The organism is Kitasatospora sp. NPDC003701, from assembly GCF_053587085.1.
In genome coordinates, this window is the sequence record NZ_JBSFNM010000002.1 from 209,597 (window position 1) to 233,100 (window position 23,504).

The following is a 23,504-nucleotide window of genomic DNA, read 5'->3' on the forward strand; positions in this document are numbered from 1 at the left end:
GTGGGACCGTCCGACGCACCGTCGGGCCTGCGCGCCGGCCTGAACGGCCTCACCACCCGGGGCCGCTCCTTCCTCGCCGCCGGGGTCACCTCGGTGGCCTGTGCCTACCTGCTCGACCAGGACGCGCTGCTGCGCGTCGGCGTGCTGCTGGCGGCGCTGCCGCTGGCCGCCGCGCTGCTGCTGGCCAACACCCGCTACCGGGTGGCCAGCGGACGCCGGCTCAGCCCGCGCCGCGCCGTCGCCGGCCACGAGGCCCGGGTCCACCTGCGGGTGGACAACGTCTCCCGGGTGCCCACCGGCCTGCTGCTGCTGGAGGACAAGGTCCCGTACGTGCTCGGGCCGCGCCCGCGGTTCGTGCTGGACCGGGTCGAACCGCACGGGCACCGCGAGGTCTCCTACCGGGTCCGCTCCGACCTGCGCGGGCGCTACCCGCTCGGCCCGCTCCAGCTGCGGCTCTCCGACCCGTTCGGCATGTGCGAGGTGAACCGTTCCTTCACCGCCTCCGACGTGCTCACCGTCGTGCCGCAGGTGCAGCAGCTGCCGCAGGTGCGGCTCAGCGGCGAGTGGCTCGGCCAGGGCGAGAGCCACACCCGCACCCTGGCGCTGGCCGGTGACGACGACGTCATCCTGCGCGAGTACCGGCACGGTGACGACCTGCGCCGGGTGCACTGGAAGTCCACCGCCCGGTACGGCGAGCTGATGGTCCGCCGCGAGGAGCAGCCGAAGAAGGCCCGGGCCACCGTCCTGCTGGACACCCGGGAGACCGGCCACCGCGGCAGCGGCCCGGCGTCCTCCTTCGAGTGGGCGGTCAGCTGCGCCGCCTCGGTCGCCGCGCACCTGCTGGAGCGCGGCTACCAGACCCGGCTGCTCACCGACACCGGCCACTGCGTGCCCGGACCGGACGCCGGCGGCGGGAACACCGCCGCCGACGCCTCCGGCCTGATCCTGGACGCGCTCGCGGTGGTCGACCTCTCCGACGGCGGCGGGCTCTCCCGCGCCGAGGAGCCCCTGCGCGGCTCCGGCGAGGGCCTGCTGGTCGCCGTCCTCGGCGAGCTGGACGAGGCGCAGACCGCCCGGCTGGCCCGGCTGCGGCGCCGCACCGGCGGCGCCGTCGTCTTCCTGCTCGACACCGGCACCTGGGCCGGCCTGCGGATGCTCGCGCCCGACACCGGCGGGGAGGAGTTCCGCGACCGGGTCCGGCAGCTGCGCGAGGCCGGCTGGACCGTCCTGCCGGTCCGCGCCGGGGACTCCGCACCGGAGCTCTGGCAGGCCGCCGACCGGACCGAGTCGCCCTCCCCCTACCGAGATGAGGCCGGCGCGTGACCACCCGGGCCAAACTGACCGTGTACTCGGCGCTGGCCACCGCCCTGGCCGCGCTCTGCCTGATCCCGCTGCTGACCACCAAGGGCTGGATCACCCACGCCTACCTGGTGATCGCCGTGGTCGCGGCGGCCGGCGCGGGCCTGCGCCGGACGCCGTTCTACCGCTGGACGGTGCCGCTCGGGCAGCTGATCGTCCTGTTCGTCCTGCTGCTGGTCGGCTTCGCCAGCTCCACCGCCCTCTGGGGCGGCGTGGTGCCCGGCACCCGGTCGGTGCACACCCTCGCCCAGGTCCTCGGCCGTGGTCTCGACGACATCCGGGAGTACGCCATCCCCGCGCCGCCCGAGCCGGGCCTGCGGCTGATCCTGGTCGGCTCCGTCGGTCTGATCGCCATCGCGGTGGACACCGTCGCGGTCACCTACCGGCGCTCCGCGCTGGCCGGGCTGCCGCTGCTGGCGCTCTACTCGGTCGGCAACGGGCTGGCCGGGGACGGCGGCAGCTGGGTCTGGTTCGGCCTCGCCGCCGCCGGCTACCTGGTGCTGCTGTTCGCCGAGGGCCAGGACCGGGTGTCCCGCTGGGGCCGGGTCTTCCGCGGCACCGCGCGCCAGGGCGAGGGCTCCGGCGCACTCAGCCAGGGCGGCCAGCGGATCGGCGTCCTGGCGCTCGCGCTGGCCCTGCTGGTGCCCGCCTTCCTGCCGCGCTGGGAGGGCGGCCTGGTCCACACCGGCCCGTCCGGCGGCTCGGGCGCCGGGGTCGGGGCCGGCGGCGTCACCACCCTCGACCCGCTGGTCACCCTGGAGGCGGCGCTGGCCACCCCCAGCGACGTCGAGCTGCTCACCTACCGGATGGACAGCAGCCTCGCGGACACCGCCTACCTGCGCACCGGCTCGCTGGACCAGTTCGACGGCACCGCGTGGAAGCTCAGCAACCCCGCGGTGACCGAACTCAAGGACGGCCTCCCCGCCCCCGAGGGTCTGGCGAAGACCGACATCCCGGCACAGCAGGGCGACTTCCAGGCCACCGACAGGCTGGAGTCGAGCTGGCTGCCCATGCCCTACCCGGCCAGCGGCGTCAGCGTCCCCAACCCCGGCGACTGGAAGGTGGACACCCTCACCGGCACCGTGCTCTCGACCAGGGACAAGGCCATCAAGGGCCTGCGCTACAAGGCCACCGCCTACGACGTCCGGCCCACCGCGGCCGAGCTGCGCGGCGCGGGACCGGTACCGCCCAAGCTCGCCGAGCACTACACCGAGCTGCCCAAGGACCTGCCGCCGGTGGTCCGGGAGAAGGCCCAGGACGTCACCCGGAACGCGTCCACCGCGTACGACCGGGCGCTCGCGCTGCAGGACTGGTTCACCAGCTCCGAGTTCACCTACAACACCAAGATCAAGGCCGGTACCGGCAGCACCGCGATCGCGGACTTCCTGCGCGACCGCAAGGGCTTCTGCGTGCACTTCGCCTCCACCATGGCGGCGATGGCCCGCACCCTGGGCATCCCGTCCCGGGTCGCGGTCGGCTTCACCCCGGGCGACGCCAAGGGCGGCGACCGCTACTCGGTGAACGGGCTGATGTACCACGCCTGGCCCGAGCTGTACTTCCAGGGCTTCGGCTGGCTGCGCTTCGAGCCCACGCCGACCCGTGGCGTCCAGCCCCGCTACACCGAGCCGGTCGCCGCGCCCGCCACCGCGCCGACCCAGCAGCCGACCGCCGCCGCGCAGAGCACCGCCCCGGTCGCGGCGCCCTCCAGCAGCAGCGACTGCGACCCCAAGCTGCGCCGCATGGGCGAGTGCGGGGACAAGGGCAAGTCGGCCGCCGGCGCCCGGCAGGACTCCTGGCTGCTGTCCTGGCAGGTGCTCACCACCCTGGCCGCGGTGCTGGTGGTGCTCGCCCTGCTGCTCACCCCGATGGTCTGGCGGGAGCTGCTGCGCCGCCGCCGGCTCGGTGCGGGCGGGCGGCGCCGGCCCGGCGGGGACGGCCCGGCCGAGCCGACCGACGCACAGGTGCTGGCCGCCTGGGACGAGCTGATCGACTCCGCCTGGGACCTCGGCATCCCGCCGGACGAGTCGCGCACCCCGCGCGCCGCCGCCCGCCGGATCGCCGAGGCGGCCGAGCTCGACGAGGCCTCGGCGGCCGCCGCCGGGCGGGTGGCCCTGGCCACCGAGCGGGTGCTCTACGCCCGCTCCGCCGAGGTGTCCACGCCCGTGGCGGCGGACGTCCGGACCGCCCGGGACGGCCTGCGGGCCGGCGCCGGCCGGGTCGGCCGGACGAAGGCGGTGCTGCTGCCGCCGTCCTCGGCCAAGCTCTGGTGGCAGCTCTCGGACGCGGTGCTGGCCGCCCGGCTCGCGGCCCGCGGCCGGGTCGCCCGGGCGACCGCGCCACTGCGTCGGGGCCTGGACCGGCTGCGCCGTCGCAAGGGTGCGGACCGCGAGACGCCCTGACACGGGGCGCACACGGAACGCCGACACGGGGCGCACACGAAACACGAGGGCGGGCAGTCGGATCGACTGCCCGCCCTCGTGGCGTTCTCCGGTGTGCGGCCGGTGGCTCAGAAGCCGCCGGTCTGCTCGTCCCGGCGGCGCTGCCAACGCTGCTCCACCCGGTCCATCACCCCCGCCTTGCGGCGCGGTGCCGCAGCCGGCCGGGGGCCGGAGGCCTGGCCCGCGGGCCCGCGGCGCCAGCCGGTCACGGCGAAGACGGCGCACCCCAGCATCACCAGGAACCCGACCACGCTCACCCAGATCTGGTCCGGGACGACCATGCCGCCCATCAGCAGTCCGATGCCCACCACGAAGCCACCGACGGCCAGGTAGACCCGCCGACGGGTGTAGGTGCGCAGCCCGGTTCCCTCGAGCGCCGTCGCGAATTTGGGATCTTCGGCATACAGCGCTCGCTCCATCTGGTCGAGCAGTCGCTGCTCGTGCTCCGAGAGCGGCACGGAGTCCTCCTACTCGTCGGTCGCCGGTGCGACCGGTCCGCCGCCCCGGTCGGGGAGGCAAAGTCCAATCAGCCTTCAGAACACGCGGTCGGACGCCTGTACGGGGGCCCAGGCCCGTGTCGTCCATATGCCCCATGCATCCGGCTGTCATGCTTTCCGGCTTTACCCAGATCATACGGTCCACCGGCCCGTTGCGGGGTGGTCGACCACGCGAGGGCCGGGCCGCACCGGGCGGTCCGGGCTGCACAGTGCTCAACGCGGCCGGGAGCGGACAAGTGCCCGACCGGGTGGAATCGGTCGGGACCTGGGGAGCTTCGGCGCCGGCCGCGAGGAGACCGGGCGGAGAACCGCGGGAGAAGGCGGGGTCAGGCCAGGGTGGCCAGCAGGTGGAGCTGGGTCGCCACGGCGTGGAAGGCCGGCTGCTCGGCGGCGGCCTCCTCCAGCTTGAGCAGCGCCTCCAGCGCGCCCGGCTCGGTGTCCACCAGGACGCCGGGCACCAGGTCGGCGAAGACCCGGACGCCGTGCACCGAGTCCACCCGCAGGCCGGCGCCGACGGCCAGCCGGTCGAGCTCCTCGCCGGTGAAGCGGCGCGGCATCGGGTCGCTCGCGCCCCAGCGGCCGTCGGCGGCCTCCAGGACGGTGCGGGCGTCGGTGAAGTGGCCCCCGAGCGCGCGGGCCAGCACCGCGCCGTTGCGGTTGGCGGCCAGCAGGCTGACGAAGCCGCCGCGGCGCAGGGTGCCGGCCAGGCTGCCGAGCGACTCGGCCGGGTCGTCCACGACCTCCAGCACCCCGTGGCAGAGCACCGCGTCGACGGTGCCGGGGGCGACCAGCTCGGGCAGCGTCTGGGTGTCGCCCTGGACGGCGCGGACCAGGTCGGTGACGCCGGCCTCGGCGGCCCGGCGCTCCAGCGCGAACAGCGCGTCGGGGCTCGGGTCGACCACGGTCACCCGGTGGCCGAGCCGGGCGACCGGCACCGCGAAGTTGCCGGTGCCGCCGCCGGTGTCGACCACGTCGAGCACGGGCTGGTCCAGCTCGGCCGCCCGCTTCTCCAGGGCTGCCCGCACCACCTCCCACACCACGGCGGTACGCAGGGCGCTGCGGGGACGCGTCGGGTACAAGGTCGGGCTCCTTGGCACGTGCAGATCGATCAGGATGCCTCCACCTTAGACCGGGACGGGGGCCGGGCCCCTCCGCCGGTCACCGCCGGAACACCGGGTCGTGGCCGTCGCCCCCGCCGTCGCCCCCGTCGTCGTCCAGCGGCAGCCGCGGGGCGGGCGGCGTCGGGTGCAGGCCGAGCAGCCGTTCGACCAGCCGCAGGAAGAGCGCGGAGTTGCGGATCAGGTCGTCGGCGTCGCGGGCGGAGGCGGCGCCCCTGATCCCGGCCTCGGCGGCGGCCCGGCGGCGGGCGCCGGCCGCGAAGTACACCGCCCACTCGGCGAGCTCGGGGGCGATCTCGGGCAGCACCTCCCAAGCGCTGCGGATGGCCTGGCGGCGCCGGGGGCTCTTCTCCGGGCGGCCACGCGCGGCCAGCACCGCCGCGACGGTGCGCAGCGCGGCGAGGTGGGCGGCGGCGTACCGCTCCAGCGGGTCCTCCCGGGCGCGGGCCCCGGCGAGGGTGCGGTGCGCGTCGGCGAGCAGGTCGAGTGCGGCGGGCGGCGCGGCGACCCGGCGGACCACCGGGTGGACGTCCCCGGCGGCGGGGCGGTGCGCGTCCGGCCGGTGGGCGGCGGAGTGGAGGCGGGTGGTGACGGGCTCAGGACGGCTGATGGTCATGGTCTCCCCCGGTCCGAGGCAGCGCGCGGACCGGGTGGTCCGTGCTCCTCCATCGTGACCGGGGCCACTGACAACGCGGCCGCGCGCACCGGCTCCGGCCGCGCGCACGCGTGCGGGCGGCGGCCCGCCGGCCGGCCCCGCCGGTCCCGCGCCCCACCGCCCCGCACCCTCGCCGGAGCGCCGTCCCCCACGGTCGTCGCTTCGGAGCCCCCTCCGGGTCGCCGGTCCCCCCTGACCCCGCTCCGCCGCCCCGTGTCGGCGGTGCGCGGCCTACGACCGGCTCCGGTGCGGACCGAGCGGTGGCGTCCGCGGCCCCCGTGCCCGCTGGACGGCACCTGTCCGCCGTCCCGGGGCCGCGGCGCCCGACGCGCCGCTGTCCCGGTGTCACCACTGTCCCGTCTCCGCAGGTCGGAGGCCATCCGCTCAACTACTCAACCGGGTTCCTGAGTATCCGTACTCAGTTCCGCCGGGGCGGGAACCGACGGCCGCCCGCCGGGCGTCCCGGTACGGTACGGCGAGCCGGGCGGATCCCGGCGGGCGCCACGAGGAGGAACGGATGACCATCGTTCCGCTGATCTTCACCAGCGGACTGGCCAGCGGGATCAACGCGTACGCGGTGGTGCTGCTGCTCGGACTGCTGGGCCGGTTCGCCGGCGCCGACTCGGTGCCGCCCGCGCTGGAGCGCACCGACGTGCTGGTCGCCGCCGCGGTGCTGTTCCTGCTGGAGGCGGTGGCCGACAAGATCCCGTACGTGGACAGCCTGTGGGACGCCGTCCACACGGTGATCCGCCCGATCGCGGGCGCCACCGTCGGCGCGCTGCTGGCGAGCGCCGACCCGGGCTCGCTGGGCGAGGTCGCGGCGGGGGCGATGGGCGGCACCACCGCGCTGGTCAGCCATCTGGTCAAGGCCTCGCTGCGGATGGCCGTCAACACCTCCCCCGAGCCGGCCAGCAACATCGCGGTGAGCCTGGCCGAGGACGTCTCGGTCGCCGCCCTGGTCACCCTGGCGATCTTCCACCCGTGGCTGGCCGCCTCGATCGCCGCCGTCCTGCTGGCCGTCGGCCTGCTGCTGGTTTGGTTCGCGATCAGCCGGATCCGCCGCTTCCGGGACCGCCGCCGCGAGCGCCGGGCCGCCCGCGCGGCGGGCGTCCGACCGGCGGAGAAGGTGCCCGTACCCCGGCCGTAGGATGCGGTCCATGGCACGGATCGTCATCATCGGCGCAGGAATGAGCGGGCTCGCGACGGCTTCCCGGCTGGCGACCCTCGGCCACCGGGTGACGGTCTGCGAGGCGAGCGGGACGTACGGGGGCATGGTCGGCCGGTACGAGCGCGACGGCTTCGCCTTCGACACCGGGCCCGGGCTGCTCACCCTCCCGGCCGTCTACCGCGACCTCGCGCTGAAGACCGGCCGGGAGCCGCTGGAGCAGCTGGTCGAGCTGGCCCCGGTGGACCCGGAGAGCCGGCACCTGTTCCCCGACGGCACCGACCTGCTGCTGCCCAACGCCTCCCGAGGCGGCGTGATCCAGGCCCTGGACGCGGCGTTCGGCGCCGGCTCGGGCGCCCGCTGGGCCGAGGTGATGAACCACGGCCGCACGGTCTGGGAGGCCACCCGCCGCCCGCTGCTGGAGGAACCCCTCCCGGCCGACCCCGCGCCGCTGCGCACCGACCCGTACCCCACGGCGCCACCCCCGCCCGGTCTGCTCGCCCGCCTGTTCGGCGCCAAGCCGTGGACGCTCGCCGACGTCGCCGCCAAGGAGCTCGGCGGCCACGACGGGCTGACCGCGCTGCTGCACGAGCACGCCCTGCGCTTCGGCTTCGACCCGCGCACCGCGCCGGCCGGGGCCACCGTGCTGCCCTACATGGAGCAGTCCTTCGGGGTCTGGTACGTCCGGGGCGGCATCCGCGCGCTGGCCGACGCGGTGTACCGGCGGTGCGAGCAGCGCGGGGTGGAGTTCCGCTTCGACACCCGGGTCGAGGAGGTGCTGGAGAAGGACGGCCGGGCGTGCGGCGTCGACACCACGGCCGGCCGGCTCGACGCCGACGTGGTGGTCTCCGCGATGGACGCCCGGGTGGTGTTCTCGGAGTACCTCGGCACGGCCGGCTCCCAGGACGACTGGCCCTCGTCGATGGAACGGCTGTACGCCGCGCCCGGCCGGGTCGTGGTGCTCCTCGCGCTGCGCGGGGAGCGCCCCGCCGGCACCGCGCACCGGACGGTGGTGCACGCCGCGGACCGCACCGCCGAACTGGACGGGGTCTTCGACGCCGGCACCCCGCTCGCGGACCGGCCGACCGTCCAGGTGCTGCGCCCGGACGACGCGTCGCTGCACCCCGCCGGCCACGAGGCCGTGGTGCTCACCGCGACCACCCCGGCGATGGGGCTCGACTGGACGGCGCCGGGCGTCGCCGACCGCTTCGCCGACCGGATGCTCGCGCAGGTGGACGCCGCCGGGCTGGGCCTCGGCGAGCGGGTGCTCTGGCGGGTGGTGCGCACCCCGGCGGACACCGAGCGGGAGACCGGCTCCTTCTTCGGCTCCGTGCCGCTGCCCGCGCTGGCCGGCGCCCGCGGTGCCTACCTCCAGGCCCCGACCGAGGAGGCGCCCGGCTTCTACCTGGTCGGCGGCGCGGCCCACCCCGGCGGCGGACTGGCCCGGGTCGGGATGTCGGCCTGCATCGCGGCCAACCTCATCGGCCCGGCCTGACCGGCCCGGCCTGAGCGGCCCGGCCGGAGGGCGGGCTCAGCTCTGCTGCTGCCAGCTGGTCTGCTGCTGGTGCTGGTAGCCGTAGTCGTAGCCGGGCTGCTGCGGGATGCCCGGCTGGGGCTGGTGCGGCTGCTGCTGGTCGAACTGCTGCTGCCACTGCTGCTGGGCGTGCTGCGCCTGCTGGTCGTAGCCGTACTGCTGCTGCTCGGGCTGCTGCTGGCCGTGCTGCTGGTAGGCGCCGTACGCGTCCACCTGCGGTTGCTGCTGGTAGCCCGCGTACGGGTCCGGCTGCTGCTGGTAGGTGCCGTAGCCCTGGTCGTAGGCGAAGGCCGGCTGCTGCTGGGTCTGCCACTGCTGCTGGGCGTTCGCGTCCCAGGCGGGCTGCTGCTGCGGGGTGTCGTAGCCGGCCTGGTAGGCCTCGGCGTACGGGTCGGGCTGGGCTTGCGGAGCGGGCTGCTGCTGCTCGTAGTAGCCGGGGGCGTAGACGCCGTCCGCGGCGAGCTCCTGCATCTCGAAGGCGGCGGTCTGCTCGACGGCCGGGACGTCCTCGGCCACCGCGACCGGTGCCGGGCTCTCCTCGATCGCGCTGACCGTGCCGATCCGGTCGGCCGCCACCGCGGTGGCCGCCGCCGCGCCACCGGTCAGCGCGCCCAGCAGGGGCACCTTGGCCAGCGGGCCGGGCAGGCCGCCGTCGGCCCGGCGCAGCGACCAGCCGGCCGCGTAGCCGCGCTTCACGGAGAGGGTGACGAGGGTCTGGCCGAGCGCGAACAGGGCGGCGCCGGCGCCGATCACCACGACCGAGCCGATCGCCATCCCGGCGGGCACCCCGAGGAAGCCGGCCAGGGCGAGCGCGCGCCAGTGCACCGGGGCGCGGTTCTGCAGCAGCAGCTCGGCCAGCAGCCAGAGCGCCACCACCGCCAACGCCCCGTACAGCAGCAGGTATCCGATGCCCATCCGCCCGCTACCTCCGAGTCGCGTGCCCGCGCGCGCCGCGCGTGTGCGGCGACTGTACCGGTTGAACGGCCCGGGTACCGCATTGCGTTCCCGGCCGCCCGAAGGCCCGGCCGGCCGGGAGAGCGGGCCCGATCAGCGCTGGTGCAGGCCGAGGTTCTGGTAGATCTCCAGCGTCGCGGTCGAGTGGTTGAGCGTGATGAAGTGCAGCCCGGGGGCGCCCTCCGCCAGCAGCCGCTCGGACATCGCGGTGGCGTGCTCCATGCCGATCGCGCGCAGCGCCGCCGGGTCGTCGATCGCGGCCCGCAGCCGCTCCTCCAGGTCCGGCGGGAAGGCCGACCCGCTCAGCTGCGGGAAGCGCTCCAGCTGCTTGGCGTTGGTGACCGGCATGATCTCCGGGATGATCGGCGCCTCGCAGCCCGCGGCCGCGACGCGGTCGCGCAGCCGCAGGTAGTCGTCGACCTCGAAGAACATCTGGGTGATCGCGTAGTCGGCCCCGGAGCGGATCTTCGCCACGAAGTGCCGGATGTCCTCGTCCCAGTCGGTCGAGCGCGGGTGCATGTTCGGCGAGGCGGCGACGCCCACGCAGAAGTCGCCGATCCCCTTGATCAGCTCCACCAGCTCGTAGGCGTAGGTGACGCCCTCCGGGTGGCTGACCCACTCGCCCGTCGGGTCGCCGGGCGGGTCGCCGCGCACGGCGAGGACGTTGCGCACGCCCTGGTCGGCGTACTGGCCGATGATGTTGCGCAGCTCGGCGACCGAGTGGTCCACCGCGGTCAGGTGGGCCACCGGGGTCAGGGTGGTCTCGGTGGCGATCCGGCCGACCATGTTGACCGTGCGCTCCCGCGAGGAACCGCCGGCGCCGTACGTCATGCAGACGAAGTTGGGGTCGAGCGGTTCGAGGCGGCGGATGGCGTCCCAGAGGCGGTGCTCACCGACCTCGGTGCGCGGGGGCATGAACTCGAAGGAGAAGGACCGCTTGCCGGCCGCCAGAAGCTCGCGGACCGTCGAAGCGCGGTCTGTTCTGGTGGTAGCGATGCCGAGTGCCATGGTGGCAGGTTAACCGTCGGCCGAAGGGCACGGACAACCCGGTTCCAGCTATTGAGACAATCAATGGACGATATTCCGCTTACCACCCGGACGGCCGCATCGGGCTCGTCCGTACAGCTGTTCGCGTCCGTCCGGCTACGCTTGCCGCACCCCCAGCGAAACCTCCGGAGCCTCATCGTGACCTCGTCCAGCAACCGGCCGGCCAACCCGATTGACGTGGAGGACGTGCGCGAGCGCGTCAACGCCGCCCTCGCCGGGTTCATGGACGGCCAGTCGGCCCTGCTGGGGAAGATCTCCCCGCAGCTGACGCCCGCCGTCGAGGCACTGCGCGACTTCCTGCTGGACGGCGGCAAGCGGCTGCGCCCGGCGTTCTGCTACTGGGGCTGGCGCGGCGCCGGCGGCCCGGCCGCCGGCGAGGCCATCGCGCACGCCGCGGCCGCCCTGGAGCTGCTGCAGGCCAGCGCGCTGGTCCACGACGACCTGATGGACCGCAGCGACACCCGCCGCGGCCTGCCCTCCGTCCACCGCCGCTTCGAGGCGCTGCACCGCGCGAGCGGCTGGCGCGGCGACCGCGAGCAGTTCGGCGCCTCGGCGGCGGTGCTGCTCGGCGACCTGCTGCTGATCTGGTGCGACGAGCTGTTCCTGCGCTCGGGACTGGACCCGGCCGCCGTGCTCGCCGCCAAGCCGGCGTTCGACCTGATGCGCACCGAGGTCATGGTCGGCCAGTACCTGGACGTCCTGGAGCCGGTCGCCGGGGACTCCACGGACGAGGGCGCGCTGGACCGGGCGCAGACCGTGCTGCACTACAAGTCGGCCAAGTACACGATCGAGCGGCCGCTGCAGGTCGGCGCGCTGCTGGCGGGCGCCGGGCCGGAGCTGGTCGAGGCGTACGGGGCGTTCGGCCTGCCGCTGGGCGAGGCGTTCCAGCTGAGGGACGACCTGCTCGGCGTCTTCGGGGACCCGGCGGTCACCGGCAAGCCCGCCGGGGACGACCTCCGCGAGGGCAAGCGGACGCTGCTGGTCGCGCACGCGATGCGGGGGCTGCCCGCCGCCGACGCCCGGTACCTGGACGAGCGGCTCGGCGCGCCGGACCTGGCGCCCGAGGAGGTGGCCCGGCTGCGCGAGCTGGTCGGGCGCAGCGGCGCGCCCGAGCGGGTGGAGCAGCGGATCGAGGAGCTGATGCGGCAGTCGCTGGCCGCGCTGGAGGCGGCGCCGCTGGCCGACGGGCGGGCCCGCGAGGTGCTGCTGGCGCTGGCCGAGGCCGCCACCGTCCGCAAGTACTGAGGCCTCCGGCACCCGGGGGTGGGTGCCGGAGGTCCCGGGCCGCGGGTGCCGGAGAACCCGCTGCCCGGCAACGCGCTGCCCGGGACGTGCCGGGACGGCGGCAGCCGTCCGGGTCAGACCGCCCGCAGCCGACGGGCGAACGCGGCGGCGGCCGCCTGCGGGTCGTCCGCGGCGGTGATGGCGCGCACCACCACGACCCGGCTCGCGCCGGCCGCCAGCACCTCGTCCAGGTTGCCCAGGTCGATGCCGCCGATGGCGAACCACGGCCGGTCGGTGGTCCGCTCCGCCGCGTACGCGACCAGGCCGAGGCCGGGCGCGTGGCGGCCCGGCTTGGTCGGGGTGGGCCAGACCGGGCCGGTGCAGAAGTAGTCCACGCCGGGCTCGGCGAGCGCCGCGTCCACCTCGGACTCGGCGTGGCAGGAGCGGCCGATCAGCACGTCCTCGCCGAGGATCGCCCGGGCGGCGGGCACCGGCAGGTCGTCCTGCCCGAGGTGCAGCACGTCGGGCCGGGCCGCGTGCGCGACGTCGGCGCGGTCGTTGACGGCGAGCAGCTTCCCGTGGCGGCGGCAGGCGTCGGCGAAGACCTCCAGGGCCGCCAGCTCCTGCTTGGCCTCCAGGCCCTTGTCGCGGAGCTGGACGATGTCCACCCCGCCGGCCAGCGCCGCGTCCAGGAACTGCGCGAGGTCGCCCTGCTCGCGGCGGGCGTCGGTGCACAGGTAGAGCCGGGCGTCGGCGAGCCGCCGGCGCGGTGTGTCCGCCGCCATCAGATCAGCATCGCCTGGGCGCGGCGCTTCACCTCGGTGCCACGGTTCTCCTGCAGCGCCTGGATCGGGCTGCCGGGCAGCGACGGGTCCTCGGTGAAGAGCCACTCCAGGATCTCCGCGTCGTTGTACCCGCAGTCGCGCAGCACCGTCAGGGTGCCGGACAGGTGCTTGACCAGGCCCGGGCCGTCGATGAACGCGGCCGGCACCTGGAGCGACTTGTTCGGGCCCCGCCGGACGGCGATCAGCCCGCCGTTCTTGACCAGGTCGCGCACCTCGGTGACCCGGACCCCCCACTGCTCCGAGATGTCGGGCAGGTACATCCACTCGGTGACCAGGGCTTCAATCTTGCTTTCGATCTCACTCACGTCACCAGACTGCCACCTCCACGGCCCGCCGCGCACCAATCGGCCGCCCGGGCTACTCCGCGACGGCCGACTTCAGCGCCACCGCCGGGTCCGCCGCCCGCCCCGGATCGAGCACCGCGCCGCGCTCGACCAGCCGGCGGCCCTGGGTGAGATCGCGCGGGCGGTCCACCGTCAGCAGGGCGCGCAACGCGCCGTCGCGCAGCCAGAGCACCGCCCAGGACGGGTCCTGCGGCGAGCCGCGCCAGACCAGCTCGTCGCCCTCGCCGTGCCGCCCGGCGTACTGCACCATCCGGCCGAACTGCTCCGACCAGAAGTACGGCACCGGGTCGTACGAGAGGTCCGCGCCGAGCACGGCGGCGGCCGCCGCCCCGCCGGACTGCAGCGCGTGGTCCCAGTGCTGGACGGTCAGCCGGGCGCCGGCCCGCGCCGACGGGTAGCTCACGCAGTCGCCGGCCGCGTAGACGCCGGGCAGGGTGGTGCGCAGCCGCTCGTCCACCAGGACGGCGCCGGCGGCGTCCAGCCCGACACCGGAGCCGGCCAGCCAGTCGGTGGCCGGGCGGGCGCCGATGCCGACCACGACCTCGTCGGCGGGCAGGTGCGAGCCGTCCGCCAGCAGCACCGCGCCGGGCTCGACCGCCGCGACCCCGACGCCGCAGCGCAGCTCCACACCGGCCTCGGCGTACCAGGCCGCCATCGCGTGGCCGACCGCGGCCGGCAGCGCGCCGGGGACGGGCGCCGGGCCCGCCTCGACGACGGTGACCTCGCAGCCGGCCGCCCGGGCGGCGGTGGCCACCTCGGCGCCGATCCAGCCCGCGCCGACCAGCACCAGGCGCAGGCCGGGGCGGAGCAGGGCGCGCAGCGCCAGCGCGTCGTCCAGGGTGTGCAGCAGGTGGGCGCGCTCGGCACCGGGCAGGGCGCGCTCGGCACCGGGCAGGGCGCGCGGAGTGGCGCCGGTGGCGAGCACCAGGGCGTCGTACGGCAGGTCGCCGCCGTCGGTGTGCAGCACGCCGGGGGTGAGGCCGGTCGCGCGGCGGCCGGTGAGCAGTTCGACGCCCAGCTGCGCGAGGTCGAGGTCGAGCGGGGTGGCGTCGGCCTTGCCGAGCAGCACCTCCTTGGAGAGCGGCGGCCGGTCGTACGGCCGGTGCGGCTCCTCGCCGACCAGGACGATCCGCCCCCGCCAGCCGCCCTGCCGCAGGCCCGCGGCGCAGTGCGCCCCGGCCAGCCCGGCCCCGACCACGACCACCTGATCCGTCCCGCTCAGCTCTGCCACGCCCGTCACTGTACTGGCGCCCGCCGGGAGCACCGGAGGACGGTCGGCCCGTCCGCCGGACCCGCCGGCCACCCCGCCGTCCACCCCTCGTACGCGCCTTCGGCGGCGACAACCCCCGGAGTTATGGTGGGGGCACCATCACGGGAGCCCGGCGGACCGGGCTGAGAGGCGGGCTGACACGGCCTGCGACCGTCCGAACCTGATCCGGGTCATACCGGCGAAGGGAGAGCAGCGACTTTGACACGCTTGGCAGCAGGCGCCCATGCCGACGTCCTGGTCGTCGGCGGCGGCATCATCGGCCTCGCCGTCGCCTGGCGGGCGGCCCTGCGCGGGGTGCGGAACATCGTGGTGGTCGACCCCGACCCCGGCGGCGGCGCCGCCCGGGTGGCGGCCGGCATGCTCGCCCCCGTCACCGAACTCCAGTACGGCGAGGAGCCGTTGCTGCGCCTCGGGATGGCCTCCAACGAGCGGTACGCGGCCTTCGCCGCCGAGCTCACCGAGGCCTCCGACGGCCAGGACACCGGCTACCGCCGGTGCGGCACCGTCGCCGTCGCCCTCGACTCCGACGACCGCGAGGAACTGCGCGAACTGCACGCCTTCCACCGGCGGCTCGGCCTCGACTCGCAGTGGCTGACCGGCCGGGAGGCCCGCCGGCTGGAACCGATGCTCGCCCCGGGCGTGCGCGGCGGCCTGCACGTCACCGACGACCACCAGGTGGACGGCCGCCGGCTGGCCCGGGCCCTGGTCCTCGCCTGCGAGCGGGCGAACGTGGGGCTGCACCGCACCGAGGCCACCGAGCTGCTGGTCGAGGACGGCCGGGCCGTCGGCGTCCGGCTGGGCACCGCCGAGACGCTGACCGCCGACCGGATCGTGCTCGCCGCCGGCTCCCGCAGCCATCTGCTGCCCGGCCTGCCCGAGGGCGTGCTGCCGGCGATCCGTCCGGTGAAGGGCCAGATCCTGCGGCTGCACATCCCGCCGGCCTACCGCCCGTTCCTCTCCCGCAACGTCCGCGCGGTGGTCCGCGGTCAGCACCTCTACCTGGTGCCGCGCGAGAACGGCGAGCTGGTGATCGGCGCGACCAGCGAGGAGCAGGGCTACGACACCACCGTCACCGCCGGCGGGGTGTACGAGCTGCTGCGCGACGCCCACGAGCTGGTCCCCGGCATCACCGAGCTGCCGCTGGTGGAGACCTCCGCCGGGCTGCGCCCGGGCTCGCCGGACAACGCGCCGCTGCTCGGGCCCACCGCCCTGCCCGGCCTGGTCGCCGCCACCGGCCACTACCGCAACGGCGTGCTGCTCACCCCGGTGACGGCCGACCTGGTCGCCGAGTACCTGGCCACCGGCACGACGCCCGAACTCGCCGCGCCGTTCTCCCCCACCCGCTTCACCACGAAGGTCCCCGCATGAGCGAGATCGAACTCACCGTCAACGGCGAGCCCCGCCGGGTGCCCGCCACCACCACCCTGGCCGAGGTGGTGACCACCCTCAGCCGGGCCAACTCCGGCGTCGCCGCCGCGCTCAACGAGGCCGTGGTGCCGCGCGGTTCGTGGCCGCAGACGCGACTGGCCGCCGGCGACCGGGTCGAGATCCTCACCGCCGTCCAGGGAGGCTGACCATGGCTGACGACGTGTTCACCATCGCCGGGACGGCCTTCGGCTCGCGCCTGATCATGGGCACCGGCGGCGCCCCCAGCCTGGACGTCCTGGAGCAGGCGCTGCGGGTCTCCGGCACCGAGCTGACCACCGTGGCGATGCGCCGGGTCGACGCCACCACCCAGGGCTCCGTCCTGGACGTGCTGACCCGCAACGGCATCCGCGTGCTGCCCAACACGGCCGGCTGCTTCACCGCCGGCGAGGCCGTGCTGACGGCCCGGCTGGCCCGCGAGGCGCTCGGCACCGACTGGGTGAAGCTGGAGGTCATCGCCGACGAGCGGACCCTGCTGCCCGACCCGATCGAGCTCCTGGACGCGGCCGAGACGCTGGTCGACGACGGCTTCACCGTCCTGCCCTACACCAACGACGACCCGGTGCTGGCCCGGAAGCTGGAGGACGTCGGCTGTGCGGCGATCATGCCGCTGGGCTCGCCGATCGGCTCCGGCCTGGGCATCCGCAACCCGCACAACTTCCAGCTGATCGTGGAGAGCGCGAACGTCCCGGTGATCCTGGACGCCGGTGCCGGCACCGCCTCGGACGTGGCCCTGGCGATGGAGCTGGGCTGCGCCGCGGTGATGCTCGCCTCGGCGGTGACCCGCGCCCAGGAGCCGGTGCTGATGGCCGACGCGATGCGGCACGCCGTCGAGGCCGGCCGGCTCGCCCACCGGGCCGGCCGGATCCCGCGCCGCTTCCACGCCGAGGCCTCCTCGGCGATGGCCGGCCGGGCCGACCTGGACACCCGCGAGCGCCCGGCGTTCTAGCGCCCGCCCTCGGACCCCACCCGCGGGGCCGGCCCCGGGGCGTGTCACAAGCCGGGCACAGACCGCCCCGGGAGCGGTGTCTCCCGGGGCCGGCGCCGGCCCGCGCCCCTAGAATCACCGGGTGGACATGGCATTGCACGACCCTCTGATCGGTACCCTGCTCGACGGCCGGTACCGGGTCGAGCAGCGCATCGCGACCGGCGGGATGTCCACCGTCTACCGGGGCACCGACACCCGGCTGGACCGGGTCGTGGCGGTCAAGGTGATGCACCCCTCGCTCGCCGGCGACGAGGACTTCACCGGCCGGTTCATCCGCGAGGCCAAGGCGGTGGCCCGGCTCGCGCACCCCAACGTGGTCAACGTCTTCGACCAGGGCGCGGACGGCGCCCATGTGTTCCTCGCGATGGAGTACGTGCCCGGCCGGACGCTGCGCGACCTGCTCCGGGACCGCGGCGCCCTGTCCATCCGGGCCGCCCTGGACGTCCTGGAGCCGGTGCTCGCCGCACTCGGCGCCGCCCACCGGGCCGGCCTGGTCCACCGCGACGTCAAACCCGAGAACGTGCTGATCACCGACGGCGGCCTGGTCAAGGTCGCCGACTTCGGCCTGGTCCGGGTGCTGAACGCCGGCGACGGCGCGGCCGGCTCCGGCACCGCGACCACCGGCACCGTCCTCGGCACCGTCTCCTACCTGGCCCCCGAGCAGATCCGCCCCGGCGCCGGGACCGACCAGCGGGTGGACGTCTACGCGGCCGGCATCCTGCTGTACGAGATGCTCACCGGCCACCGCCCGCACACCGGCGAGAACCCCGTCCAGGTCATGTACCGCCACCTGCACGAGGACGTCCCGGCGCCGTCGCTGACCGTGCCGAGCGTCGTCCCCGAGCTGGACGCGATAGTGGCCGGGGCCTGCGCCCGCGACCCGCGGGCCCGCCCGTACGACGCGGTCGAGCTGCTGGCCGCCCTCCAGCGGGCCCGCCGCGCGCTCACCCCGGCCCAGCTGGACGCCGAGCCGCCCGCCTCCACCCGGCCCAGCCCGCAGTACCCGACCAACGAGCCGACCTCGGTGATCCGGCCGGCCGTGGTGGCGCCGCCGGTCGAGCGCACCAGCGTGCTGGACGTCCCGCCGGAGGTGATGGAGCAGCTGCTCACCGAACCGCGCCCGTACGACGAGCCGCCGCCGGAGCGCACCCGGCGCCGCCCGGGGGTGTGGCGCCGCCTCCCGCGCAAGCCGCTGATCTGGACCTCCGTGCTGGCCGCCCTGGTGCTGCTGGTCGGCGGCACCACGTTCGCGCTCTCCGGCGCGCTGTACACGACGGTGCCCGGCGTGATCGGCAAGGACCGCGCCGAGGCGCAGCGGATCCTGGACGGCGCGGGCATGCACGGGCGGTTCAGCGAGGTGTACAGCGAGAGCGTGCCGGCCGGGCAGGTGATCTCCACCGACCCCGGGGTCGGTGCCCGGGCCCGCAAGAGCGACGCGGTCGGCGTCACCGTCTCCCGGGGTCCGAAGCGGATCGCCGTGCCCGAGCTGGCCGGCCGGCCCGCCGAGCAGGCCGCCGCCGCCCTGACCGGGGCCCAGCTGGCGCGCGGCGGCGTCACCGAGACGTACAACGACACCGTGCCGGAGGGCTCGGTGATCAGCAGCTCGCCGGTGGCCGGGCAGCAGGTGCCGGAGAACACTCCGGTGTCGCTGGTGGTCAGCAAGGGCATGGTGCCCGTCCCGGACGTCACCGGGATGTCGAAGGACGACGCCGCGAAGGCGCTGCAGGCGGCCGGGTTCGCCATGCAGAGCAGCGGCGTCAACCTGTTCGGCACCGGCAAGGTGTCCAGCCAGTCGCCCGCCCCGGGCGAGCGCCGCCCGCAACGCTCCGTGGTGACGGTCAACTTCCCGTTCCTCTAAGGATTTTGCCCAGCCTTGGGGTCACCCGGCGTAGCGTGGAACCAGGCCTGCCCGGCCCCGCCTGCCACGGCCAGGAGGGCTGCGGCGCCGGGATCTCCGGACGGGGCTGCGCGGCGGCCGGTACCCGAGGATGTGGTCGTCATGGGCGGACCAGCCGTCGACGGCTTGAGGGAGCGCGTGCGGGGCGCGGTGATCACCCCCGCGGACGAGGGCTACGAGCAGGCCCGCCGGGTCTACAACGGCATGGTGGACCGCCGGCCGGCCGCGGTCGTCCGGGTGGCCAACGCCGGGGACGTGATGGCCGCCGTCGACTTCGCCCGGGAGAACGCGCTGGAACTGGCGGTGCGCGGCGGTGCCCACAGCGCGCCCGGCTTCGGCACCTGCGACGACGGCCTGGTGATCGACTTCTCCGGACAGCGCGGCGTCCGGATCGACCCGGTGCGCCGGACGGCCCGCTGCGAGGGCGGCGTCCTCTGGGGCGACCTCAACGACGCCGGGTACGCCTTCGGGCTCGGGGTGACCGGCGGGATCATCTCCACCACCGGCATCGCCGGGCTGACCCTCAACGGCGGTTTCGGCCACCTCGCCCGGGGGCTGGGGCTCAGCAGCGACAACCTGATCTCGGCCGACGTGGTCACCGCCGACGGCCGGTTCCGGACGGTGAGCGGGGAGGAGGAGCCGGACCTCTTCTGGGCGCTGCGCGGCGGCGGCGGCAACTTCGGCGTGGTGACGTCCTTCGAGTACCGGCTGAGCCCGGTCAAGGACGTGGTCGCCGGGCCGTTCGTCTACGAGCTGGAGCACGCGGCCGAGGTGCTGCGGTTCTACCGCGAGTACGTCCAGGTGGCGCCCGAGCAACTGGGCCTCTTCCCCGGCTTCCACCTCGCGCCGCCCCTGCCGTTCGTCCCGGAGGACCGGGTCGGCGACCCGTTCATCCTGCTGATCCCGTGCTGGTCCGGGCCGCCGGAGCAGGCCGAGGAGGTGCTGGCGCCGTTGCGGGACGCCGCGCCCGTGTTCGCCGAGGGGGTCGGCACGGTGCCGTACCCGGCGTTCGCCGCGGCCTTCGACCCGCTGGTGCCGCCCGGCCTCCAGCAGTACTGGAAGGGCGTCTTCGCGAGCGAGCTGACGGACGGCGCGATCGCCGTGCACGCCGAGCACGGCCCGCTGGTGCCGACGGTCCACTCGGCGGTGCACATCTACCCGATCAACGGTGCCTGCCACCGGGTGCCCGCCGACGCGACGGCCTTCGCGCACCGGGAGGCGACCTTCGCCACCGTGCTCCTGGCGGCCTGGCCGGACCCGGCCGACGACGCGGCGAACACCGCCTTCGTGCGCGACTACTACGACGCGCTCGCCCCGCACTCGGACGAGGGCGGCTACGTCGGCTTCATGGACCACGACGACCAGCACCGGATCGAGGCCAACTACCGGGGCAACTACACCCGGCTGGCGGAGCTGAAACGGCGGTACGACCCGGACAACCTGTTCCACCTGAACCAGAACATCCGGCCCTGACGGCGCGCCCTGCCCCCGGCCGGCCCCCGGCTACCGCAGCGGGCCGTCGCCCGGCTCCTCCTGGTAGGAGTAGCGCTGCTCGCGCCAGGGGTCGGCCAGGTTGTGGTAGCCGCGCTCCTCCCAGAAGCCGCGCCGGTCGGCCCGCATGTACTCGACCGCCCGCACCCACTTGGGCCCCTTCCAGGCGTAGAGGTGCGGGACGACCAGCCGGACGGGGAAGCCGTGCTCGGCGGTGAGCGGCTCGCCGTTGCGGTGGGTGGCGAAGAGCGTCGCGGGGTCGGCGAAGTCGGCCAGCCGCAGGTTGGCGCTGTAGCCGTACTCGGCCCAGACCATCACATGGGTGACACCGGGCGCCGGGGGCACCTGCTCCAGCACGACGGAGGCCGACACGCCCGTCCACTCGCTGCCGAGGATCGAGAACTTGGTCACGCAGTGGAAGTCGGCACGGACGGTCGTCCGGGGCAGGGCGTTGAAGCCGGCGAAGTCCCAGCGGTGCTTCTCCGCCGAGGCGGTGGCACCGAACACCTGGAAGTCCCAGGTCAGCGGCTTGAAGCGGGGCACGGGGCCGTAGTGCAGGGCGGGCCAGCCGCGTTGCGTGCGCTGCCCCGGAGGGAGTCTCGGGTCAGACGGCGGAAGTGGTTCTTGTTCGGACTGACCCATGGCTCCATGGTGACAGACGGCGGACGACGCCCGACGCGCGCCCCTTTCGGGCGTCGTGCGCCCCGCCCGGACGGCCGATTGAGCGGCCAAATCGGATATTCCGACACATGTCCTAGTGAGTGTGAACTTACTGGAATTTCGCCCCGGGCCGGTGCCAGGATGCGTGCAGCCGGAGGGTACGGCCGTGATTCCCGGACGCGAAGCAGGAAGGCACCGCCATGAAGGGCGACGCAGAGGTCATCGAATTCCTCAACGAGCAGCTCACCGCCGAGCTGACCGCCATCAACCAGTACTTCCTGCACGCGAAGATGCAGGAGAACTTCGGCTGGACGAAGCTCGCCAAGTACACCCGGCACGAGTCCTTCGACGAGATGAAGCACGCCGAGGTGCTCACCGACCGGATCCTCTTCCTGGACGGGCTGCCCAATTACCAGCGGCTCTTCCACGTCCGGATCGGCCAGACCGTCAAGGAGATGTTCGAGGCGGACCGGCAGGTCGAGGTCGAGGCGATCGACCGGCTGAAGCGCGGGATCGTGGTGATGCGGGCCAAGAACGACGTCACCTCGGCGAACATCTTCGAGGACATCCTGGCCGACGAGGAGCACCACATCGACTACCTCGACACCCAGCTCGAACTGCTGGAGAAGCTCGGGGAGGCGCTCTACCTCGCCCAGCTGATCGAGCAGCCGGAGTCCTGACCCCCCGGCCGTGCCCTCAGGCCGCGCGCAGCGTCCGGGACGGCAGGGCGGCCGGGGCCTGGGCCCCGTCCTGCGGCTCGGCCTCCGCCTCCGCCTCGGCGAGCCCCAGCTTGGCCGCCAGCCGGGCGGTCGGGCAGGGCCGCGCGCCGTGCTCGCCGAGCAGTGCCTGTATCCGGCGGACGCAGGAGCCGCAGTCGGTGCCGGCCTTGCAGCCCCGCGCGATCTGGCGCGGGGTGTTGGCACCCGCGTCGATCTCCTTCTTCACCTGGGCCTCGGTGACCGCATGACACATGCACACGTACATCGCGGGCTCTCCCGGGGTGGTGCGAGGCGACTGGCTCGAATCGATCTCGACTAAGGCATGCCTTAGTTCACTAAGCCTCACCTTACCCGGCGATCCGGGCAGGAAAAAGCCCCTCCGGGCTCGGGAATCCCGAATCCGGAGGGGCTTTCGTCACATCGGGGCCGGCCGCGGGGCCTGCCGGGGGGCGACGGCTCAGTTGCCGCCGCGGTACATCTCGGCCACCAGGAAGGCCAGGTCCAGCGACTGGCTGCGGTTGAGCCGCGGGTCGCAGGCCGTCTCGTAGCGCTGGTGCAGGTCGTCGACCAGCACCTCGTCGCCACCGCCGACGCACTCGGTGACGTCGTCGCCGGTCAGCTCCACGTGGATGCCGCCCGGGTGGGTGCCGAGGCCGCGGTGCACCTCGAAGAAGCCCTTGACCTCGTCGAGCACGTCGTCGAAGCGGCGGGTCTTGTGGCCGCTGGAGGCCTCGAAGGTGTTGCCGTGCATCGGGTCGCAGATCCAGACCGGCTGGGCGCCCGAGGCGGTGACCTTCTCCACCAGGGTGGGCAGGTGCTCGCGGATCTTGCCCGCGCCCATCCGGGTGATGAAGGTGAGCCGGCCGGGCTCGCGCTCCGGGTCCAGCTTCTCGATCAGGGTGAGCGCCTCGTCGACCGAGGTGGTCGGGCCGAGCTTCACCCCGATCGGGTTGCGGATCTTGGACGCGAACTCGATGTGCGCGTGGTCCAGCTGGCGGGTGCGCTCACCGATCCAGACCATGTGGCCGGAGACGTCGTACAGCTCGCCGGTCCGCGAGTCCACGCGGGTCAGCGCGGTCTCGTAGTCGAGGATCAGGGCCTCGTGCGAGGAGTAGAACTCGACGGTCTTGAACTCCTCCGGCGCCACGCCGCAGGCGTTCATGAACGCCAGCGCGTTGTCGATCTCGCGGGCGAGCTGCTCGTAGCGCTGGCCGGCCGGCGAGTTGCGCACGAAGTCCTGGTTCCAGGCGTGCACCTGGCGCAGGTCGGCGTACCCACCGGTGGTGAAGGCGCGGACCAGGTTGAGCGTCGCGGCGGAGGCGTTGTACATCCGCTTCAGGCGCTCCGGGTCCGGGTTCCGGGACTCGGGGGTGAAGTCGAAGCCGTTCACCGAGTCGCCCCGGTAGACCGGCAGCGTCACGCCGTCGCGGGTCTCGGTCGACTTGGAGCGCGGCTTGGAGTACTGGCCGGCGATCCGGCCGACCTTCACCACGGGGACGGAGGCGGCGTACGTCAGCACGGCCGCCATCTGCAGCAGGGTCTTCAGCTTGTTCCGGATGTGCTCGGCCGAGACACCGTCGAAGGCCTCGGCGCAGTCACCGCCCTGCAGGAGGAACGCCTCACCACGCGCCACGGCACCGAGCCGGGCGCGCAGCTGGTCGCACTCGCCGGCGAAGACGAGCGGCGGATAGGAGGCGAGCTCCGCAAGGGTCTTGCGCAGAGCCTCGTGGTCCGGCCATTCAGGCTGCTGCGCCGCGGGCAGGGACTGCCAGGGGTGGGGATTCGTCACGGTCACACGGCAAGGCTACGGGGTGGGACAACCGAATTGTGACCGCCGCTCGCTGGGTGAGACACATGGTGGACAATCATGTGAG

22 protein-coding genes and 1 riboswitch are annotated in these 23,504 nt (G+C 74.6%); of the genes, 11 read left to right on the forward strand and 11 right to left on the reverse strand.

Annotated features, from left to right (window positions below; translation table 11 throughout):
* Complete coding sequence (locus ACWDRR_RS03070; RefSeq protein WP_449770418.1) at nucleotides 1-1,323, forward strand: DUF58 domain-containing protein; 1,323 nt, start codon at nucleotides 1-3, stop codon at nucleotides 1,321-1,323.
* Nucleotides 1,320-3,758, forward strand: a complete 2,439-nt coding sequence (locus ACWDRR_RS03075; RefSeq protein WP_449770419.1) for a transglutaminase family protein — start codon at nucleotides 1,320-1,322, stop codon at nucleotides 3,756-3,758. Before ACWDRR_RS03070 ends, ACWDRR_RS03075 begins: the two co-directional genes overlap by 4 nt.
* A gap of 107 nt (nucleotides 3,759-3,865) precedes the next feature.
* Here the strand turns inward: ACWDRR_RS03075 and ACWDRR_RS03080 are convergent, their stop codons facing one another.
* The 3 genes from ACWDRR_RS03080 to ACWDRR_RS03090 form a co-directional block, all read right to left on the reverse strand.
* Nucleotides 3,866-4,255 carry a DUF3040 domain-containing protein gene (locus tag ACWDRR_RS03080; RefSeq protein WP_329487266.1) on the reverse strand — a complete coding sequence of 130 codons (390 nt, stop codon included), beginning with the start codon at nucleotides 4,253-4,255 and terminating at the stop codon, nucleotides 3,866-3,868.
* Between the two features lie 365 nt (nucleotides 4,256-4,620).
* A complete protein-coding gene (locus tag ACWDRR_RS03085; protein ID WP_449770420.1) occupies nucleotides 4,621-5,373 on the reverse strand; it encodes a methyltransferase domain-containing protein in 753 nt (250 codons plus the stop codon).
* Nucleotides 5,374-5,452: 79 nt separating this feature from the next.
* The gene (locus ACWDRR_RS03090) at nucleotides 5,453-6,028 is read right to left on the reverse strand and encodes an SAV_6107 family HEPN domain-containing protein (RefSeq protein WP_449770421.1); all 576 of its coding nucleotides are present in this window, start codon (nucleotides 6,026-6,028) and stop codon (nucleotides 5,453-5,455) included.
* 556 nt (nucleotides 6,029-6,584) lie between these two features.
* Between ACWDRR_RS03090 and ACWDRR_RS03095 the strand changes: the two genes are divergently transcribed.
* Together ACWDRR_RS03095 and ACWDRR_RS03100 are read left to right on the forward strand one after the other, a co-directional pair.
* A complete protein-coding gene (locus ACWDRR_RS03095) occupies nucleotides 6,585-7,214 on the forward strand; it encodes a DUF4126 domain-containing protein (RefSeq protein ID WP_449770422.1) in 630 nt (209 codons plus the stop codon).
* Nucleotides 7,215-7,224: 10 nt separating this feature from the next.
* Complete coding sequence (locus ACWDRR_RS03100) at nucleotides 7,225-8,727, forward strand: phytoene desaturase family protein (protein ID WP_449770423.1); 1,503 nt, start codon at nucleotides 7,225-7,227, stop codon at nucleotides 8,725-8,727.
* A gap of 36 nt (nucleotides 8,728-8,763) precedes the next feature.
* Here ACWDRR_RS03100 and ACWDRR_RS03105 read toward each other — a convergent pair whose 3' ends face one another.
* A complete protein-coding gene (locus ACWDRR_RS03105) occupies nucleotides 8,764-9,681 on the reverse strand; it encodes a hypothetical protein (RefSeq protein WP_449770424.1) in 918 nt (305 codons plus the stop codon).
* Between the two features lie 132 nt (nucleotides 9,682-9,813).
* Nucleotides 9,814-10,728, reverse strand: a complete 915-nt coding sequence (metF, locus tag ACWDRR_RS03110) for a methylenetetrahydrofolate reductase [NAD(P)H] (protein ID WP_449770425.1) — start codon at nucleotides 10,726-10,728, stop codon at nucleotides 9,814-9,816.
* 177 nt (nucleotides 10,729-10,905) lie between these two features.
* Here metF and ACWDRR_RS03115 point away from each other — a divergent pair, with 177 nt between their 5' ends.
* On the forward strand, nucleotides 10,906-12,012 hold the full coding sequence (locus tag ACWDRR_RS03115) for a polyprenyl synthetase family protein (RefSeq protein ID WP_449770426.1): 1,107 nt from the start codon (nucleotides 10,906-10,908) through the stop codon (nucleotides 12,010-12,012).
* Between the two features lie 113 nt (nucleotides 12,013-12,125).
* Here the strand turns inward: ACWDRR_RS03115 and thiE are convergent, their stop codons facing one another.
* The 3 genes from thiE to ACWDRR_RS03130 are packed head-to-tail and all read right to left on the reverse strand — an operon-like array spanning nucleotide 12,126 to nucleotide 14,420.
* Nucleotides 12,126-12,776 carry a thiamine phosphate synthase gene (gene thiE / locus ACWDRR_RS03120; RefSeq protein WP_449770427.1) on the reverse strand — a complete coding sequence of 217 codons (651 nt, stop codon included), beginning with the start codon at nucleotides 12,774-12,776 and terminating at the stop codon, nucleotides 12,126-12,128.
* Nucleotides 12,776-13,141, reverse strand: coding sequence for an Rv2175c family DNA-binding protein (locus tag ACWDRR_RS03125; RefSeq protein ID WP_449770428.1), 366 nt, complete (start codon nucleotides 13,139-13,141; stop codon nucleotides 12,776-12,778). Before ACWDRR_RS03125 ends, thiE begins: the two co-directional genes overlap by 1 nt.
* 52 nt (nucleotides 13,142-13,193) lie before the next feature.
* On the reverse strand, nucleotides 13,194-14,420 hold the full coding sequence (locus ACWDRR_RS03130) for an NAD(P)/FAD-dependent oxidoreductase (protein WP_449770429.1): 1,227 nt from the start codon (nucleotides 14,418-14,420) through the stop codon (nucleotides 13,194-13,196).
* Between the two features lie 121 nt (nucleotides 14,421-14,541).
* A riboswitch (TPP riboswitch) is annotated at nucleotides 14,542-14,654 on the forward strand.
* A gap of 3 nt (nucleotides 14,655-14,657) precedes the next feature.
* Between ACWDRR_RS03130 and thiO the strand changes: the two genes are divergently transcribed.
* The 5 genes from thiO to ACWDRR_RS03155 all read left to right on the forward strand — a co-directional run bounded on the left by thiO (nucleotide 14,658) and on the right by ACWDRR_RS03155 (nucleotide 20,233).
* Nucleotides 14,658-15,818: a glycine oxidase ThiO gene (gene thiO / locus ACWDRR_RS03135; RefSeq protein WP_449770430.1), complete on the forward strand. Its 1,161-nt coding sequence runs from the start codon at nucleotides 14,658-14,660 to the stop codon at nucleotides 15,816-15,818.
* Nucleotides 15,815-16,024, forward strand: a complete 210-nt coding sequence (thiS, locus tag ACWDRR_RS03140; protein ID WP_449770431.1) for a sulfur carrier protein ThiS — start codon at nucleotides 15,815-15,817, stop codon at nucleotides 16,022-16,024. Before thiO ends, thiS begins: the two co-directional genes overlap by 4 nt.
* A gap of 2 nt (nucleotides 16,025-16,026) precedes the next feature.
* The gene (locus tag ACWDRR_RS03145; protein WP_449770432.1) at nucleotides 16,027-16,824 is read left to right on the forward strand and encodes a thiazole synthase; all 798 of its coding nucleotides are present in this window, start codon (nucleotides 16,027-16,029) and stop codon (nucleotides 16,822-16,824) included.
* A 127-nt stretch (nucleotides 16,825-16,951) separates the two neighbouring features.
* On the forward strand, nucleotides 16,952-18,721 hold the full coding sequence (gene pknB / locus ACWDRR_RS03150) for a Stk1 family PASTA domain-containing Ser/Thr kinase (RefSeq protein ID WP_449770433.1): 1,770 nt from the start codon (nucleotides 16,952-16,954) through the stop codon (nucleotides 18,719-18,721).
* A 141-nt stretch (nucleotides 18,722-18,862) separates the two neighbouring features.
* The gene (locus ACWDRR_RS03155) at nucleotides 18,863-20,233 is read left to right on the forward strand and encodes an FAD-binding oxidoreductase (RefSeq protein ID WP_449770434.1); all 1,371 of its coding nucleotides are present in this window, start codon (nucleotides 18,863-18,865) and stop codon (nucleotides 20,231-20,233) included.
* A 30-nt stretch (nucleotides 20,234-20,263) separates the two neighbouring features.
* On the opposite strand, the gene ACWDRR_RS03160 is transcribed toward ACWDRR_RS03155, so the two are convergent.
* Nucleotides 20,264-20,893, reverse strand: a complete 630-nt coding sequence (locus tag ACWDRR_RS03160; protein ID WP_449770435.1) for a sulfite oxidase-like oxidoreductase — start codon at nucleotides 20,891-20,893, stop codon at nucleotides 20,264-20,266.
* 218 nt (nucleotides 20,894-21,111) lie between these two features.
* Between ACWDRR_RS03160 and bfr the strand changes: the two genes are divergently transcribed.
* The gene (gene bfr / locus ACWDRR_RS03165) at nucleotides 21,112-21,591 is read left to right on the forward strand and encodes a bacterioferritin (protein ID WP_449770436.1); all 480 of its coding nucleotides are present in this window, start codon (nucleotides 21,112-21,114) and stop codon (nucleotides 21,589-21,591) included.
* 16 nt (nucleotides 21,592-21,607) lie between these two features.
* Here the strand turns inward: bfr and ACWDRR_RS03170 are convergent, their stop codons facing one another.
* Both ACWDRR_RS03170 and ACWDRR_RS03175 read right to left on the reverse strand, forming a co-directional pair.
* Nucleotides 21,608-21,895, reverse strand: coding sequence for a (2Fe-2S)-binding protein (locus tag ACWDRR_RS03170; protein ID WP_449770437.1), 288 nt, complete (start codon nucleotides 21,893-21,895; stop codon nucleotides 21,608-21,610).
* A gap of 192 nt (nucleotides 21,896-22,087) precedes the next feature.
* On the reverse strand, nucleotides 22,088-23,425 hold the full coding sequence (locus tag ACWDRR_RS03175; RefSeq protein ID WP_387880266.1) for a class II 3-deoxy-7-phosphoheptulonate synthase: 1,338 nt from the start codon (nucleotides 23,423-23,425) through the stop codon (nucleotides 22,088-22,090).
* Nucleotides 23,426-23,504: the final 79 nt, after the last annotated feature.

Excerpts from the sequence above, each read along its gene's own strand:
- ACWDRR_RS03100 (WP_449770423.1), top strand. The coding sequence starts at position 7,225 with ATGGCACGGATCGTCATCATCGGCGCAGGAATGAGCGGGCTCGCGACG.
- ACWDRR_RS03155 (WP_449770434.1), top strand. The coding sequence starts at position 18,863 with ATGGGCGGACCAGCCGTCGACGGCTTGAGGGAGCGCGTGCGGGGCGCG.
- ACWDRR_RS03170 (WP_449770437.1), bottom strand. The coding sequence starts at position 21,895 with ATGTACGTGTGCATGTGTCATGCGGTCACCGAGGCCCAGGTGAAGAAG.
- ACWDRR_RS03095 (WP_449770422.1), top strand. The coding sequence starts at position 6,585 with ATGACCATCGTTCCGCTGATCTTCACCAGCGGACTGGCCAGCGGGATC.
- thiS (WP_449770431.1), top strand. The coding sequence starts at position 15,815 with ATGAGCGAGATCGAACTCACCGTCAACGGCGAGCCCCGCCGGGTGCCC.
- bfr (WP_449770436.1), top strand. The coding sequence starts at position 21,112 with ATGAAGGGCGACGCAGAGGTCATCGAATTCCTCAACGAGCAGCTCACC.
- ACWDRR_RS03105 (WP_449770424.1), bottom strand. The coding sequence starts at position 9,681 with ATGGGCATCGGATACCTGCTGCTGTACGGGGCGTTGGCGGTGGTGGCG.
- ACWDRR_RS03145 (WP_449770432.1), top strand. The coding sequence starts at position 16,027 with ATGGCTGACGACGTGTTCACCATCGCCGGGACGGCCTTCGGCTCGCGC.
- ACWDRR_RS03160 (WP_449770435.1), bottom strand. The coding sequence starts at position 20,893 with ATGGGTCAGTCCGAACAAGAACCACTTCCGCCGTCTGACCCGAGACTC.
- ACWDRR_RS03090 (WP_449770421.1), bottom strand. The coding sequence starts at position 6,028 with ATGACCATCAGCCGTCCTGAGCCCGTCACCACCCGCCTCCACTCCGCC.
- thiE (WP_449770427.1), bottom strand. The coding sequence starts at position 12,776 with ATGGCGGCGGACACACCGCGCCGGCGGCTCGCCGACGCCCGGCTCTAC.
- pknB (WP_449770433.1), top strand. The coding sequence starts at position 16,952 with ATGGCATTGCACGACCCTCTGATCGGTACCCTGCTCGACGGCCGGTAC.
- metF (WP_449770425.1), bottom strand. The coding sequence starts at position 10,728 with ATGGCACTCGGCATCGCTACCACCAGAACAGACCGCGCTTCGACGGTC.